Annotated in this window: 16 protein-coding genes; 12 read left to right on the forward strand and 4 right to left on the reverse strand. The window is 33.6% G+C overall.

Annotation, left to right across the window (positions count from 1 at the left end; genetic code table 11):
- Positions 1-52: 52 nt before the first annotated feature.
- Both BKP56_RS05680 and BKP56_RS05685 read right to left on the reverse strand, forming a co-directional pair.
- The gene (locus tag BKP56_RS05680) at positions 53-592 is read right to left on the reverse strand and encodes a DUF2812 domain-containing protein (RefSeq protein WP_072694199.1); all 540 of its coding nucleotides are present in this window, start codon (positions 590-592) and stop codon (positions 53-55) included.
- Positions 592-912 carry a PadR family transcriptional regulator gene (locus BKP56_RS05685; protein WP_072694200.1) on the reverse strand — a complete coding sequence of 107 codons (321 nt, stop codon included), beginning with the start codon at positions 910-912 and terminating at the stop codon, positions 592-594. The genes BKP56_RS05680 and BKP56_RS05685 overlap by 1 nt, the downstream gene beginning before the upstream one ends.
- Positions 913-1,089: 177 nt before the next feature.
- Here BKP56_RS05685 and BKP56_RS05690 point away from each other — a divergent pair, with 177 nt between their 5' ends.
- Positions 1,090-2,112: a YeiH family protein gene (locus BKP56_RS05690; protein ID WP_072694201.1), complete on the forward strand. Its 1,023-nt coding sequence runs from the start codon at positions 1,090-1,092 to the stop codon at positions 2,110-2,112.
- Between the two features lie 63 nt (positions 2,113-2,175).
- Here BKP56_RS05690 and BKP56_RS05695 read toward each other — a convergent pair whose 3' ends face one another.
- Both BKP56_RS05695 and BKP56_RS05700 read right to left on the reverse strand, forming a co-directional pair.
- Complete coding sequence (locus BKP56_RS05695; protein ID WP_072694202.1) at positions 2,176-2,709, reverse strand: dihydrofolate reductase family protein; 534 nt, start codon at positions 2,707-2,709, stop codon at positions 2,176-2,178.
- A gap of 25 nt (positions 2,710-2,734) precedes the next feature.
- Positions 2,735-3,364 (reverse strand): S24 family peptidase, encoded by a 630-nt coding sequence (locus BKP56_RS05700; RefSeq protein WP_072694203.1) that lies wholly within the window; start codon positions 3,362-3,364, stop codon positions 2,735-2,737.
- A 192-nt stretch (positions 3,365-3,556) separates the two neighbouring features.
- Between BKP56_RS05700 and BKP56_RS05705 the strand changes: the two genes are divergently transcribed.
- The 11 genes from BKP56_RS05705 to nagA all read left to right on the forward strand — a co-directional run bounded on the left by BKP56_RS05705 (position 3,557) and on the right by nagA (position 14,010).
- Positions 3,557-3,772, forward strand: coding sequence for an XRE family transcriptional regulator (locus tag BKP56_RS05705; protein ID WP_425434178.1), 216 nt, complete (start codon positions 3,557-3,559; stop codon positions 3,770-3,772).
- Between the two features lie 286 nt (positions 3,773-4,058).
- Positions 4,059-4,181 (forward strand): hypothetical protein, encoded by a 123-nt coding sequence (locus BKP56_RS14125; protein ID WP_257786584.1) that lies wholly within the window; start codon positions 4,059-4,061, stop codon positions 4,179-4,181.
- A 479-nt stretch (positions 4,182-4,660) separates the two neighbouring features.
- Positions 4,661-5,368: a hypothetical protein gene (locus tag BKP56_RS05710; protein WP_156849227.1), complete on the forward strand. Its 708-nt coding sequence runs from the start codon at positions 4,661-4,663 to the stop codon at positions 5,366-5,368.
- A 345-nt stretch (positions 5,369-5,713) separates the two neighbouring features.
- A complete protein-coding gene (locus BKP56_RS05715; protein ID WP_072694206.1) occupies positions 5,714-6,208 on the forward strand; it encodes a hypothetical protein in 495 nt (164 codons plus the stop codon).
- Positions 6,209-6,446: 238 nt separating this feature from the next.
- On the forward strand, positions 6,447-7,436 hold the full coding sequence (locus BKP56_RS05720) for a sensor domain-containing diguanylate cyclase (RefSeq protein ID WP_072694207.1): 990 nt from the start codon (positions 6,447-6,449) through the stop codon (positions 7,434-7,436).
- A 143-nt stretch (positions 7,437-7,579) separates the two neighbouring features.
- Entirely contained in the window at positions 7,580-7,996 is a 417-nt protein-coding gene (locus BKP56_RS05725) for a pyridoxamine 5'-phosphate oxidase family protein (protein ID WP_072694208.1), read from the forward strand.
- A gap of 250 nt (positions 7,997-8,246) precedes the next feature.
- The gene (locus BKP56_RS05730; RefSeq protein ID WP_072694209.1) at positions 8,247-9,002 is read left to right on the forward strand and encodes a WecB/TagA/CpsF family glycosyltransferase; all 756 of its coding nucleotides are present in this window, start codon (positions 8,247-8,249) and stop codon (positions 9,000-9,002) included.
- The gene (locus BKP56_RS05735) at positions 9,002-10,093 is read left to right on the forward strand and encodes a glycosyltransferase family 4 protein (RefSeq protein WP_072694210.1); all 1,092 of its coding nucleotides are present in this window, start codon (positions 9,002-9,004) and stop codon (positions 10,091-10,093) included. The genes BKP56_RS05730 and BKP56_RS05735 overlap by 1 nt, the downstream gene beginning before the upstream one ends.
- 105 nt (positions 10,094-10,198) lie before the next feature.
- The gene (locus tag BKP56_RS05740) at positions 10,199-11,674 is read left to right on the forward strand and encodes a nicotinate phosphoribosyltransferase (RefSeq protein ID WP_072694211.1); all 1,476 of its coding nucleotides are present in this window, start codon (positions 10,199-10,201) and stop codon (positions 11,672-11,674) included.
- A 74-nt stretch (positions 11,675-11,748) separates the two neighbouring features.
- Positions 11,749-12,576: an ammonia-dependent NAD(+) synthetase gene (gene nadE, locus BKP56_RS05745; RefSeq protein WP_072694212.1), complete on the forward strand. Its 828-nt coding sequence runs from the start codon at positions 11,749-11,751 to the stop codon at positions 12,574-12,576.
- Between the two features lie 297 nt (positions 12,577-12,873).
- Entirely contained in the window at positions 12,874-14,010 is a 1,137-nt protein-coding gene (nagA, locus tag BKP56_RS05750; protein ID WP_072694213.1) for an N-acetylglucosamine-6-phosphate deacetylase, read from the forward strand.
- The last annotated feature ends 18 nt before the right edge of the window (positions 14,011-14,028 follow it).

Genomic DNA, 14,028 nt, shown 5'->3' on the forward strand with positions numbered 1-14,028 from the left:
CGAGAACTACTCATAGTGAGTAGTTCTCGTTTTTTAAGATTTGAAATATTCTTTATTCTCGTAGTTGATGAATTTTCCTAGTCAGGTTGAGTACCATTTTTATATACAACAAAGCTATAAAAACAAAAATCAGTAGTACGAAATAAATTAAGAAGGAGTTGCTTGTTAGAATACCCGTTATAAAAGTAATAGGTAAGAAAACTAAGGATAAGATTAAACCAAAAGTTCCCCAGGTTTTTCTGATTTTACTAAATAATTCAATTTTTGATTCATTATCGGTATATATTTTAGGTGAATTATTAGAAGCTGTTTCCTTTTTAAAGTAGCACCACTCCCCATCAAAAATGGGATAAGCAAATACAGGTATCCAGCCGCTATCTTTGAATAATTGTAAATAATCTTCTTTATCACCATCGGTAGAGCTATGGTAATCGATTTGATAGATGATATCTGATGGATCTCCAGACTCAAAAAAGTAACGCAACTCTTCATATTTAACAAAATGCCAGCCCTTTTTAGACATTTGCTCTAAATAGGTTTCTTCTTTTTCAAAGTTATCCACTGTGATGAATTTGATGACCTTCTTTTCCATCAGTCTTTCACCCTTTCTGCATTTAAATATAGTTCAACAATTCTTTCTTTCTCAATTTTCAATAATTTATTTCCAAGCGAAGTTGTCTGATATATTTTACGTTTATTTTCTTCTCTAACGATTTCAATTAACCCGTCTTTTTTTAATTTAGATAAACTTCCATACATTGTTCCAGCGCCAAATTGAATTCTGCCGGAAGTCAGTTCTTCAACAAATTGCATAATCTTGTAGCCATATCTTGGTTCTTGAAGAGAGAGGAGTATATAAAAAGCAGTTTCAGTCATAGGCATATAAATTTTCTGTAAGTCAGATCTAACCATACTATCGCACCTCGATATATATTATAAACGAAGTATATCGAAGTACGATGGTTAAGTCAAAGGTATATTATTTGTAATATAGAATAAATAATAGATTTTTTTATATGTAAGCGATTAGCTGCTGAAATTTATTTTTAAAAAATAGTATAATGATTCTATCAGAGAAAGGAAGAGTGCATGAAGTTTAAAAATAAACTAAAAGAACTGTCAAATACATATCCAATCGTTCCCGGGATAGTGATTGCATTTATAGTAGCTGTATTTTCAAAATTTTTTGCAACATTTTTTCCGCAAATTGGCGGCGCCACAATTGCGATTTTACTCGGTATAGTATTAGGCAATACAGTTTTCAAGCAGCCTATTTTAGCCAGAGGAACAAAATTTGCAGAAAGCAGGTTATTGGAATATGCAGTTGTTTTGCTGGGATTTACTGTCACGTTCCAGACTATCGTTGAGATGGGATTTAAAGGACTGGTATACGTCATACTGATGATGACGACAGTAATTATAGGAACGTATCTTATCGGAAGAAAGCTTGGGTTTGGTGAAAAAATGGTTTTGATGATGGCTGGAGGAAATGCAGTCTGTGGAACTTCTGCAATAGGAGCGATCGCACCATCTATTCAAGCAGATGATGAAGAAAAAGGCCAAGTGATAACGCTAGTTAACTTGATGGGAACTGTAATGATGCTTTCTCTACCATTTCTAGGAGTAGCTCTTTTTGGGGACGATCTTTTAAGCAAGAGCGCTTTGCTCGGAGGAACCCTGCAATCAGTAGGGCAAGTTGTAGCAGGAGCAAGTCTAATTAGTGCTGAAACAGTCAAGTATGCTATGCTTTTCAAAATCACACGTATTATTTTACTGGTCATTGTTGTTTTATTCTTTAAAAAGAAAGTACAAAAAAGTACAGGAGAAAATTTAGAGAACAACCAAACAAAAAAATTACCAATTCCCTGGTATGTATTAGGATTTCTGATTATTTGTATCCTGAATAGTATATTTACGATTCCGACAGTTATTATTGATTCCACTGATTATATTAGTACTTGGTTTGAAATGACAGCTTTAGCGGCAATTGGTCTGCGTCTTGATTTTAGAAAGTTTATCAAAGAAGGCCCTCGTTTCCTTGTTTATGGGGTATCAGTGGGTATACTTCAGACTATTGCAGCTGTAATCTTTATCTTGATTTTACAGCTTTAAAAATTAAAAAAGCCATTACAGAAGTCGGGAATCATACTTTTGTGATGGCTTTGTTTTGTATCATTATTTACGAACGAAATGAAGGTAAGTTAGCTGATTACGTACATAGCTATTAACTTGCTGTAACTTTATTTCATTTTGGAAAGAGTCGAATAAGGGAATACCGTTTCCTAATAAAGTCGGAATAATTGTGATCTTAAATTCATCAATCATATTAAGCTGCAAGAGCGGTTTGATAATGGAATGTCCGCCGACGATCCAGATATCTTTACCAGCTTCCCTTTTCAGACGCAGTATAAGTTCAGAAATGTCTTCAGTAATAAATTTCACATGCTTTTTTGGTTGAGCTGGTCTTGATGTCAGCACATAAGATTTAATATCTTTATAAGGATAAAGGTCAGGTGAAAGTTCGTTGATCACTTGATCATATGTCGTTCGTCCCATAATCACTGTATCTATGGTACTGTAAAATTTCTCGTAACTAAAATCTTCGACTGGATCATCAACGTTAGTATCTAACCAATCTATTGCACCATTTTTTCTAGCAATATATCCATCTAGACTCATAGCAATGAACAATACAACTTTCCTTTTCATAATGCTCCTCCAGTATATGTAACAGCTATTTCTCAACGATATATATTATGATTTTGCCTAAAATATTGAGTTCAGTATCTGTCATGTCAAATACAGAATCAATGAATTTTGGATCATGGGAAGCAGGTTTTAGAATAAGTTTGTTTTCTATTTTATAAACATACTTGATACTTTGTTCCGTCTGATGGGTGTAGACAACGATATCTTCATTTTCAAGATCAGCTAGCTCGACTGGCTTAATGCCAATCAATGAATTAACAGGAATTAATTTGTCCATAGATCTCTCGGACATACGAGAAAATATAATATCCTCAGCACCAGCGTATCGTCCCATGATTAAATCTGGAAGTTCGATTTTATCTATCTCAGAATGATCTTTTAAATCATCAAATAGACTGGGTGACTTTGAATGTGTATAGTCATTGTAGAAAGACAAAGAGTTTTCCATTACAAAATCCTTTTGATCAATTAATTCTTCAGAAGATATTCCAAGCCCTTTACAGATGATGATGACATTTTCTAACTTTGCATTAAAAATACCTCTTTCTAGTATAGAGCGTATAGTTGTGTAAGGTAAACCGACAGCTCTTGAAAACTCCTTGACGGTACCGAATCTTTTTATTATCATAGTTTTTAATTTTTCTTCTCTATTCATATCGTTTCTCCGTTTTTTAGTAGTTAATAAAACAATAGCATACGAAAAATCGCATATCAATATTCTTTTTAGAACGAAGGTTATTTATTATTGACAAGTACGAAAATTCATATTATGATGAAATCAAGTGTTAATTATGTCATAGATTGTTGGTTTTTAATACGAAAAATCGTATAAGGAGGTGAGAGGATGTTGAATAATTTTGAAAAGATCCGTAAAGAAAAAGGTGTTTCTCTAGTCGATATCGCTGACTTATTACATATAAGATATCAAACAGTCAGAGAAAAGATCAATGGAGATTCAGATTTCAAATTTGGGGAAGCAGTAAAAGTAAAATATGCCTTTTTCCCTGAATATGAAATAGAGTATATTTTTAGAAGGACATATGAAAGTGAAGAAGAAGAATAAAAACAAATCGAATAAAGAAATAAACAAAATATAGAAGCGATGAGTGCAAATGTAATGAATAACATTCATCGTTTTTATAGTGTTCAGCTAACTAAATATGAATGCTGCTTCCACTTTGAACTATGAAAAAGCTATAGAAATCAGTACTAAAAAAAGATAAAATCATAGATAGATACAAGTAAATACGGTCGACGTATCAAATGACGCTACACTCAAAAATGATTTAGGCGTAATGGTCAATTCCTTTTTTTCCGTTATGAACAAGCAGAATGTTCAAATTAATTAGTTGATTAAAGCGAACAAAGAAGTTAGTGAATCTAATAAGAAATTATCTAATCAAGTGGAGACATTCTTCGGAGAAATGAAAGAATTAGAAGAGAGTAAGCAAATTGATCCAAAGTTGAATTAATTGAGGCAATCATTTATAAAGAAGGATTAGTAAATTATTAATTTAACGTATTTTAATGATAAAACGTTTATAATATATTGTTCTCAAGGAGGCAACGATTCGTTGCTCCTTTTTGTACGAATAAATATGATGAATTAACTGTAAAGGAGGATAGAACATATGCAAAAGAAAGTGAAAAGCGTGCATAAATGTTGTTTATATATTTTTAAAATTTATTAGGGGAAAACAAAATAGAAATAATAAAATAAAAAAAGGAATTTATTTACTTATTGCAACAATAACGCTCAGTCATCACTTTAATGTCATCGTCAGTGAGTGCTGCCACTTTGGATGAAGAACATACAAATGAAGTAATGGAATTAGAGCCACTTATATAGATGGAACAGGGTTGACGGATAGTTAGAATCAGCGGAGACGTTCACCAGCTATACTTAAACTACGCAGGATCAGTTGCTATAAATAGTTTTAGATTAAGAAATGTGAAAGTAACTAGACCTAACCTACTAACTCCAATTACTTATTTTTCAGATAGTTATATCTATAAATCTACAGGTGGAAGAGCTACAGGATCGCAATACTTAGCTATGTTTAGTACTCCTTCTACACAAACTAAGATGAGAGTTTCAGTTGGAAGTGTTGAGGTATACTATTGTTCAGTTGGATGGAGATCCGGTATCGTTAAAGCTGGAAATGTTTACGTAAAACAATTAGGAGAGAGGTGCATGTATACTATAGAATCGCTATTAGATAAATATCAAGATAAAATTATAATGGTAAATAAAAAAAAGGAACCATTAGCAATTCTTAAAGATCTTGCAGACATAGTAGAAGTAGACTTGAATATTTTACACCCTTTTCAATTAAATATTATTAAAGAAAATATTCAATATTCTTTAGGAGAAACAAAAAAAGAAGTAAAATTACATTTGTACAAAGTAATTGATAACAAAAAAAGTAATATTTATTACAATGAAATAAATAAAAAAGAAAGTCTTGATCATAAACCTTACTTTGAAGAAAGAACAGTTTTTGTGATTCATGAAGAAACTCTTGGGATTCAAGAGACTAATAGCGAACTGTTATATCGGGATTATCTAATGTTATCTGGGGTGACTAAAAAAGATTTAGAAGAAAAAAATCAGTATCTTTTTAGTTATCTTTCTTATATTTCAGCTTGGAATGAGTAAATGTAAGCATTAATTAAATGTAATAATTTTAAGAAACTCTATAAATAGGATAAACTGGATCCTAAGAGTGGGGACTTTATTAAGGCTCCACTTCATAAGATCCAGCTTACTTTTACTGAAAATTATTTATTAGAGCTAAAATTTTTTAAAAAAATCGATTGGATTCTAAAAGAAAAGCAGCAACAAAAATTCAAGTGATTAAAAAGGAATAATTCTGTAAGAGCATAAGGGAACCAGCTGCCATTTATATTTTTTTGAGAAAATTTATGAATTTTTTTTAAAATACGCTCTTTTAATTCTATTTGTTCGCTTGTCCCTAGCTTTAATCCTTAGGAGGAGATGTCTATGCAAAAGATTCTTGTTATCGGTTCTCCAGGATCTGGTAAATCTACTTTTGCTGTTCAATTATCAAAACAATTAGATTTACCAGTGATTCATTTGGATAAGCTGAACTGGATAGATGATAAAAACACCTTAAACCCAGCGGGATTTGACGAATTACTAGAAAAAGTACTTAAAAAAGATAGTTGGATAATCGACGGAAATTATAGTCGAACGCTCAGCAAGCGATTGGATTATGCGGATACTGTAATCTGGTTAGACTTACCTAAAACTATTTGCATTTATCGAATCTGGAAAAGATATATAAAAGGTAAAATGACTAAATCTCGAACATATGGAAACCCCATTAAGCTTGAACCAGGATTTGTTAAATTTGTCTGGAATTTCAACCATACAAATAGACCAATTATTTTAAAAATATTAAACGAAAATAAGCATAAAAAAGTTATTATCTTGAAAAATCAATTTGAAATTGAAGAGATAAAAAAACAATTTTGATTTAATGAGATTATTCTAATTAAACATAGAGGAATAATTATTAACTAGAATATTTATTATTAGTAGCAGATTTATTAGTTGAGAGTTTAACCAGCTAAAATATTCCGATTATTAAAGTTAATGATTTTACATTATGACATAAATGTGAACAGACATTCTTTTTTTAGCATTGAACGCTTATTATCTGTGTGAAACGTTGATTCTATCACTTATAATTATTTGTGAGAGGTGTGAGTAAATGACAGAGAATAAACTCAATCTAGAAATTCAATCATTAAAAAAAGAATTAGATTCCGTTAAGCGATTGAATAATGAATTGTTGAAACTGCAAGAGGAACAAGACTCATTAGATTTTGCCTGGTCAGGTAATTTAGGACATTGGTTCTGGGATTTTCAAGTTAATAGAGTGACATTTAACCCAATGAAGGCAATCGCTTTAGGGTTTAAAAAAGAAGAGCTTCCAGAATATGTTGATTTTCAGTTTTTTACTGATCGTCTTCATCCAGATGATTATGAGCGAGTAATGGATGCTATGAGAGATCATTTAGGAAACAAAATTCCTGTATGGGAAGTTAGATATCGTATAAAAACTAAAAGCGGTGATTACCGTACTTATTATGACCGTGGAAAAGTAACGAAAAGAACTGCTGAGGGCGCACCTTTATTCTTATCTGGAATTGTATTTGACGTCACTGAATATGAAGAAGAACGGCGAAGGTTGCTTGAAGAAAATAAAGAATGGGCAATCCAATCTAAAAAAGATTCTATGACGGGCTTATATAATCGTGCAAATATCTTATTCGAATTAGGGAAACTAGTAAATGAAGCCCAAGTAGGCTCCAACAAGGCTCTCTCAATTATTTTATTAGATATTGATAATTTGAGTCATCAGAATTCACTATTTGGTCCTTTATTCGGAGATGAAATTATTCGTAAAGCTAGTCAAATCATCGAAAATCATATAAAAGAAGAGGATTATGCAGGAAGTTTTGAAGGCGGAAAATTTATGATTGTATTGCCGGAAACTAAGAAAAAAGAAGCACATCAGATTGCTGACAAAATCAGGCAAGAACTCAATGCGGCAGATTTTAGTGAACCTGCAGAAGTAACAAGTAGTTCTGGGATAGCACAATATATGCCGACTGAAACCGTTAGTCAATTGTTTAATCGTGCAGATCGAATGTTATATAGAGGTAAAACATCGGGGAAAAATCAAGTTCAATCATAGAATAGATACAGCATTTAATAGTCTAAACTTAAGAGTAGCTCATATGCTGCTTTTTTTGTTTGTCTAAATATTATAAGCGAATTCTTTGCTTGAAAAAGCTTTCTCTGTCATAGTTAATATAAATACTAAAGGAGATGAAAATATTGGTAGATATAAAAGAAAAGGCTCTTAAAATTATGGACAAAAATGATGTTGGTGTAATGGCGACAATTTCTGAAAATAAACCAATGGCACGTTATATGTCTTTTTATAGCGAAGAATTCACTTTATACACTATAACGGACAAGCGAACTGAAAAAGTGGAAGATCTTGAAGTAAATCCTAATGTATTTGTCTTACTTGGCTATGAAGAAGGGATTATCGATAAAGATTATGTCGAAGTTGAAGGACAAGTCTCAATGGTCAAAAATCAGGAAATTATCGATAAGTCATGGAATGACTACATGGATAAGCAGTATTCAAGTAAAGAAGATCCAAATATTTTAGTGCTGGAAATCAAACCGACCAGAATCAACGTAAAAAACAAAAAAGGAAATGAAGTAGAAGAAGTTAGATTATAATTGATCAATAGTAGTACTAGTAAAGAGTGAAAGAAGTGCATAGACTTCTTTCACTTTTTTTTGTTACTTAGGAAATTCAATTCTATTGAGATCGATTTAATCCAAAATTATCGTAGAAATATAGTTCCTAATTAGAACTATAATCATTAAACCTTTAAAATAGTCTGAATATAAACAAATTGAAGGCTGTACGCTAGGGCAAAATTGTATTACAATAATAGCAATAGAACTTACGGAACGGATGAATGGAATGGACGATAAAAAGGTTTCGATATTAGGCATTCCTTTTGATAATTTAACTCGAGTAGAATTTTTGGCTCGGCTGCTTGCACGGATGGAAGCGAACCAGAAAACGTTTCTTGTGACTGCAAACCCGGAAATTGTTATGTATGCTAAAGAAGATGATGAATACTATAATTTATTGTTAAAAGCAGATTATGTAGCACCAGATGGTATAGGAATCGTGAGAGCCGCTAAGAAGTTAGGAACACCTATCAAAGAGAGAGTACCAGGATTTGAATTAATGTTGGGGTTACTGGAATTATCCAATATGCATAAAAAACGAGTATATTTCATAGGGGCTAAAGAAGAAATCGTTGAAAAAGCTGTCAATAATGCTGAAAAGTTATGGCCGAACCTAGTAGTTGCAGGCTATCATCATGGTTACTTTGATCATTCAGACAGTGCAATGATTGATCACGTAAAGTCAGTTGAACCTGACTTAATATTAGTAGCATTCGGTTTTCCTCGACAAGAAAAATGGATTCATGAATATTTGAAGGCTGCTGGACATGGTATAGCCGTTGGAGTAGGCGGCAGCTTTGACGTGCTGTCTGGGAAAGCTAAGCGAGCCCCTAAAATTGTACAAAAACTCCATGTAGAGTGGTTGTACAGGTTAGTTAAACAACCGTCTAGATATCGTAGAATGCTTGCTTTGCCTGCATTTATGCAAGAAGTCAATAAACAGAAGGCATTAGAAAAAACAAAAAAGAAACGAGATAGTTAATGAAAGTATTACATGTAAATGCGGGAAACGAATATGGCGGAGGCTTGTTTCATATTCTATCAATCTTTCAAGGGGTTTCCCAGCTGGAGATGGACTTATTAGTATTCGAAGATGGACCAGTAGCTGAAATGGCTAGAAAAAACGGTATAAATGTATTTATACTTCCTCAAAAATCTCGATATGATCTTTCGATCCTATCAAGACTTAAATCTTTTATCAATGATCGTGAGTATACGATCCTGCATACACATGGTCCAAGAGCCAATCTATTGATTTCTTTAACAAAGAAACGATTAGCAGCAAGATGGGTAATGACTGTACACAGCGATCCTACACTCGATTTTAATGATAGAGGAATCAAGGGTCGGATTTTTGAAGTACTTAATTTACGTACGATAAGAAAACCAGATCAGGTAATTGCAGTTTCAAGTGAGATAAAAGAAATATTAGTTAGTAGCGGAGTACCCTCTGACAATGTATCAGTTGTTCATAATGGAAGAAATTTCAATTTGAGCCACTCTAAAATTAATAAGAATTCAAATCTTTTTAATATTATTACGGTTGGGAGGCTGGAATGGGTCAAGGGACATCGATACTTGATTCAAGCCTTGAGTAAAATAAAGCAAACAAACTGGACCTTGACAATTTGCGGAACTGGACAAGAAGAATCAGATCTAAAAAAACTTGCCGATGAATTGGATTTATCAGATAAAATAAATTTATTAGGATGGGTAGAGGGCACAGAAGTTAGTAAACAGATCGCTCAAGCAGATGTTATGGTGTTGCCTTCATTGAGTGAAAGTTTTCCCTTAGTTGCGCTAGAAGCCGGTGAGCATCACATACCAGTTATTGCTACGGATGTTGGCGATATTGGTGAAATGATTCCTAATAAGTCTGTGGGTTGGCTAGTACAGAAAGCTTCATCAGATGAATTGGCCGCAGCGCTAGAAGAAGCGTGTACAGACTGGGAATTAGATACTCTGGAACAAAAAGGTGAACGATTTTACAAATGGAGTAGTCAGTTTACAATTGAAAAACAAGGGCTGGAAACAATGAAAGTGTATAAGCAGTGTATGGACCAGAAGAAGTAAATTGTGATGCAAACATGGACATAGTCATTATTTTCACAAGTAAATAATAGCTGGAATGTGATATACTAGCTAACATATTATAAGTACCACTAGGAGGATATTAAAATGAACCGAACGTATACGGATGATAGCGTAGCGTTGCATACTGATTTATATGAAATTAATATGATTTTAACCCATTGGAAAAAAGGTAATGATCAAAAACGTGCTGTATTTGAAGTTTATTACCGCAACAATCCATTCGGCATGGGTTATACGATTTTTACAGGATTAGAGAGAGTTGTCAGATATATAGAAGAACTGCGTTTTAAAGAATCAGATATTGCCTATTTAAGAGAGATTGAGCAATATCCTGAAGAGTTTTTAACTTATTTAAAGAATTGGCGATTTAAAGGAACGCTTAGATCTTTCAAAGAAGGAGAAGTAGCATTTGCAAATGAACCTTTAATTCAAGTAGAAGGTTCGATTGTTGATTGTCAATTGATTGAGACAGCTTTATTAAATATCGTGAACTTCCAGACCTTAGTTGCCACTAAAGCTGCGCAAATCAAGAGTGCTGCTGGAAATGATCCTGTTTTAGAATTTGGTGCGCGTCGCGCTCAGGAAATGGATGCAGCAATTTGGGGAGCTCGTGCAACTTATATTGCAGGAGTAGATTCTACTAGCAATACAAGAGCAGCAAAAATTTTTGGTATCCCAGCTTCTGGAACCCATGCACATGCGTTAGTCCAAGCTTATCGAGATGAATATCAAGCTTTTAAAGCCTATGCTGAGACACACAAAGATTGTGTGTTTCTTGTAGATACATTCAATACCCTGGAATCAGGTGTTCCAACTGCTATCAAAGTTGCTAGAGAAATGGGAGACTCCATCAATTTTTTAGGTGTTCGTTTGGACTCGGGAGATTTATCTTACTTATCTAAAAGAGTGCGTCAGCAGTTAGATGAAGCTGGCTTTAAAGAGGCAAAAATATTTGTTTCAAATGATTTAGATGCTGAAACGATTCTGAATCTGAAAATGCAGGGAGCTAAAATTGATGTGTGGGGTGTAGGGACTAAAATGATTACAGCCTATGATCAGCCAGCACTGGGTGCAGTTTATAAAATCGTATCGGTAGAAGGTAATGATGGCAATATGCACCACACACTAAAGTTAACCGGCAACGTTGCGAAGATTACAACTCCAGGAAAAAAACAGGTTTGGCGTGTGCGTTCTTATAATGATAAAAAGCCAGAAGGGGATTATATTTCACTGGTAGATGAACGTCCAAATGAACAGGAAGAATTATTTATGTTCCATCCTCAATATACTTATATCAATAAAACAATCACTGATTATAATGCACGCCCTTTATTACACGATATTATAGTAGATGGAAAGGTAGTATATACATTACCTACACTTGAAGAGATAAGAGACTATGCAATGCAAAGTCTATCTGAACAGTGGGAAGAACACAAACGTTTATTAAATCCAGAACCTTACCCTGTAGATCTTTCACAAAAACTTTATGAAGCAAAAGTTGAAACAATCAATTTGTTCAAAAAAATGCCAACTGATCAGTCAAAATCATTGTTTTAAAGCTATTTAAAAATTTATGATAAACTAAGAATACAGAAATTTCTTAAAAACTTAAATAGGAGATGACGTAGCCAATGTCAGAATTACAAAAACAGATTATTGAAGAAATGGCAGTCAAGCCGGAAATAGATCCAAAAGAAGAAATTAGAAAAAGTGTTGACTTAATGAAAGATTATTTAAAAAAAAATAATTTTCTTAAGACGTTAGTATTAGGCATCTCTGGTGGACAAGATTCATCATTGCTAGGTAAATTAGCACAAATTGCAATGGAAGAACTACGTGAAGAAACAGGAAATGAAGAGTATGCGTTTATTGCCATGCGCTTACCTTATGGTGAACAAGCAGATGAAGAAGAAGCTATGGCAGCAATCGACTGGATGAAACCAGATAAGGTTGTACGTGTGAATATCAAACCAACTGTTGATGCAAATGAAACTTCTCTTAGAGAAGGTGGAGTAAAAATCACTGATTTTAATAAAGGAAATATCAAAGCGCGTGAGCGTATGGTCGTACAATATGCAGTAGCAGCCAATCATAATGGAGTAGTATTAGGAACAGATCATTCAGCAGAAAGTGTAACTGGATTCTTCACAAAGTACGGCGACGGCGGAACAGACTTGAATCCACTATTTAGATTGAGTAAAGGTCAAGGTAAAGCGTTATTGAAAGAGTTGGGTGCTCCTGCTAAGTTTTATGAAAAAATTCCAACAGCTGATTTGGAAAGTGACAGACCAGGAAGATCTGATGAAGATGCTTTAGGTGTTACTTATGAAGAAATTGATCAGTACCTTGCAGGAAAAGAAGTTTCTGAACAAGCTGCAAAAACGATTGAAGATTGGTACTTGAAAACGCAACATAAACGCCATTTGCCAGTTACGATATTTGATGACTTCTGGAGATAAATATTATTTTAAAAGGATCGAGACAATTGTCTCGGTCCTTTTTGTCTTATCGGCAGTTATAGTGGAACTCGAGCCGGAAGAGAAACTGAGTAGAGAGATAAAAGGGGCTTATGTACCAACTCAAATCAAAAAAGAAGTAAAGTAGATAGAGAAAATGGATTTGTGTTTTAACTTAAACTGAAAATAGCTTGAGTGAATAGAGAAACAGCTTCTAGATCGGGAGTAAAATTTATATATTTGACTTTTTGGTATATACCAATTATAATAAGCTTGAGTAAAACCTAAGGAGGAATTTATATGGTTAAGGTTTTGACAAATGCGCATATTTACACCGGAGAAGATTCAATAGAAAAAGGATATATTCGTTTTGATAAAGAGATAATCGGCGTTGGGAAAATGGAAGCATTTGAAGCACAGTCGGATGAAGAAGTAATGGACCTGAAGGGTAAAAAAGTAATTCCTGGCTTTATTGATGTGCACAGCCATGGCGGATATTTGATTGACAATATGGATGGAACTCCTGAAGAAATCAACGAAATGATTAGAAAAATGTTGAAAGAAGGCGTTACAAGTTATTTTCCTACTACCATGACACAGTCGGATGAAAATATTGAAAGATCACTGAGAAATCTTAATAAAGCAGCGGCATCAAATCCGGTAATACAGGGAATTCATATTGAAGGACCTTTTATTTCAGTTAAACATAAAGGAGCTCAACCAGAGAAATATATAGTAGTTGCTGATAAAGATAAAATCGAAAAGTGGAATAATTTGAGTGGTGGTCGAATTCGTCTAGTCACCTATGCACCAGAAACAGGAGATGTCTCTGAATTTGAAGAGTATTGTAAAGAAAATAATATTATCATGTCAGTTGGACATTCAGATGCTAAATATAATGATTTAAAGGAATCTGCAGCAACTCATGTCACTCATCTGTTCAATGCACAAAGAGGATTACATCACAGAGAAATAGGTGTGACTGGATTTGGTTTGTTGGAAAAAAATGTTATGGTTGAGATGATCGTGGATGGTTTCCATATCGTTCCGGAAATGGTCAAACTAGCTTATAAAGCTAAAGGGGCAGAGGGCATTGAGTTAATTACAGACTCTATGCGTGCAAAAGGAGTTCCTGAGGGCAAAAGTGAATTAGGTGGACAACAAGTTATAGTAAAAGATAAACGAGCCCGATTAGAAGACGGTACTCTGGCAGGCAGCGTATTGACGTATATAGATGCCTTCAGAAACGTTATAGAATATACAGGCTGCAGCATTGAAGAAGCTGTTAAAATGAGTTCAGTTAACCAAGCAAAAGAATTTTCATTAGAAAATAAAGGATCTTTACTGCCTAATAAGGATGCAGATATGCTGATTTTAGGAGAGGACTTAACATTGCTTGAAACCATATTAGGAGGAGAAATCCAAGATGATAGATAAGACAATTAAAAATAATTC

The organism is Marinilactibacillus sp. 15R (assembly GCF_001895285.1).
Taxonomy (GTDB): Bacteria; Bacillota; Bacilli; order Lactobacillales; family Carnobacteriaceae_A; genus Marinilactibacillus; species Marinilactibacillus piezotolerans.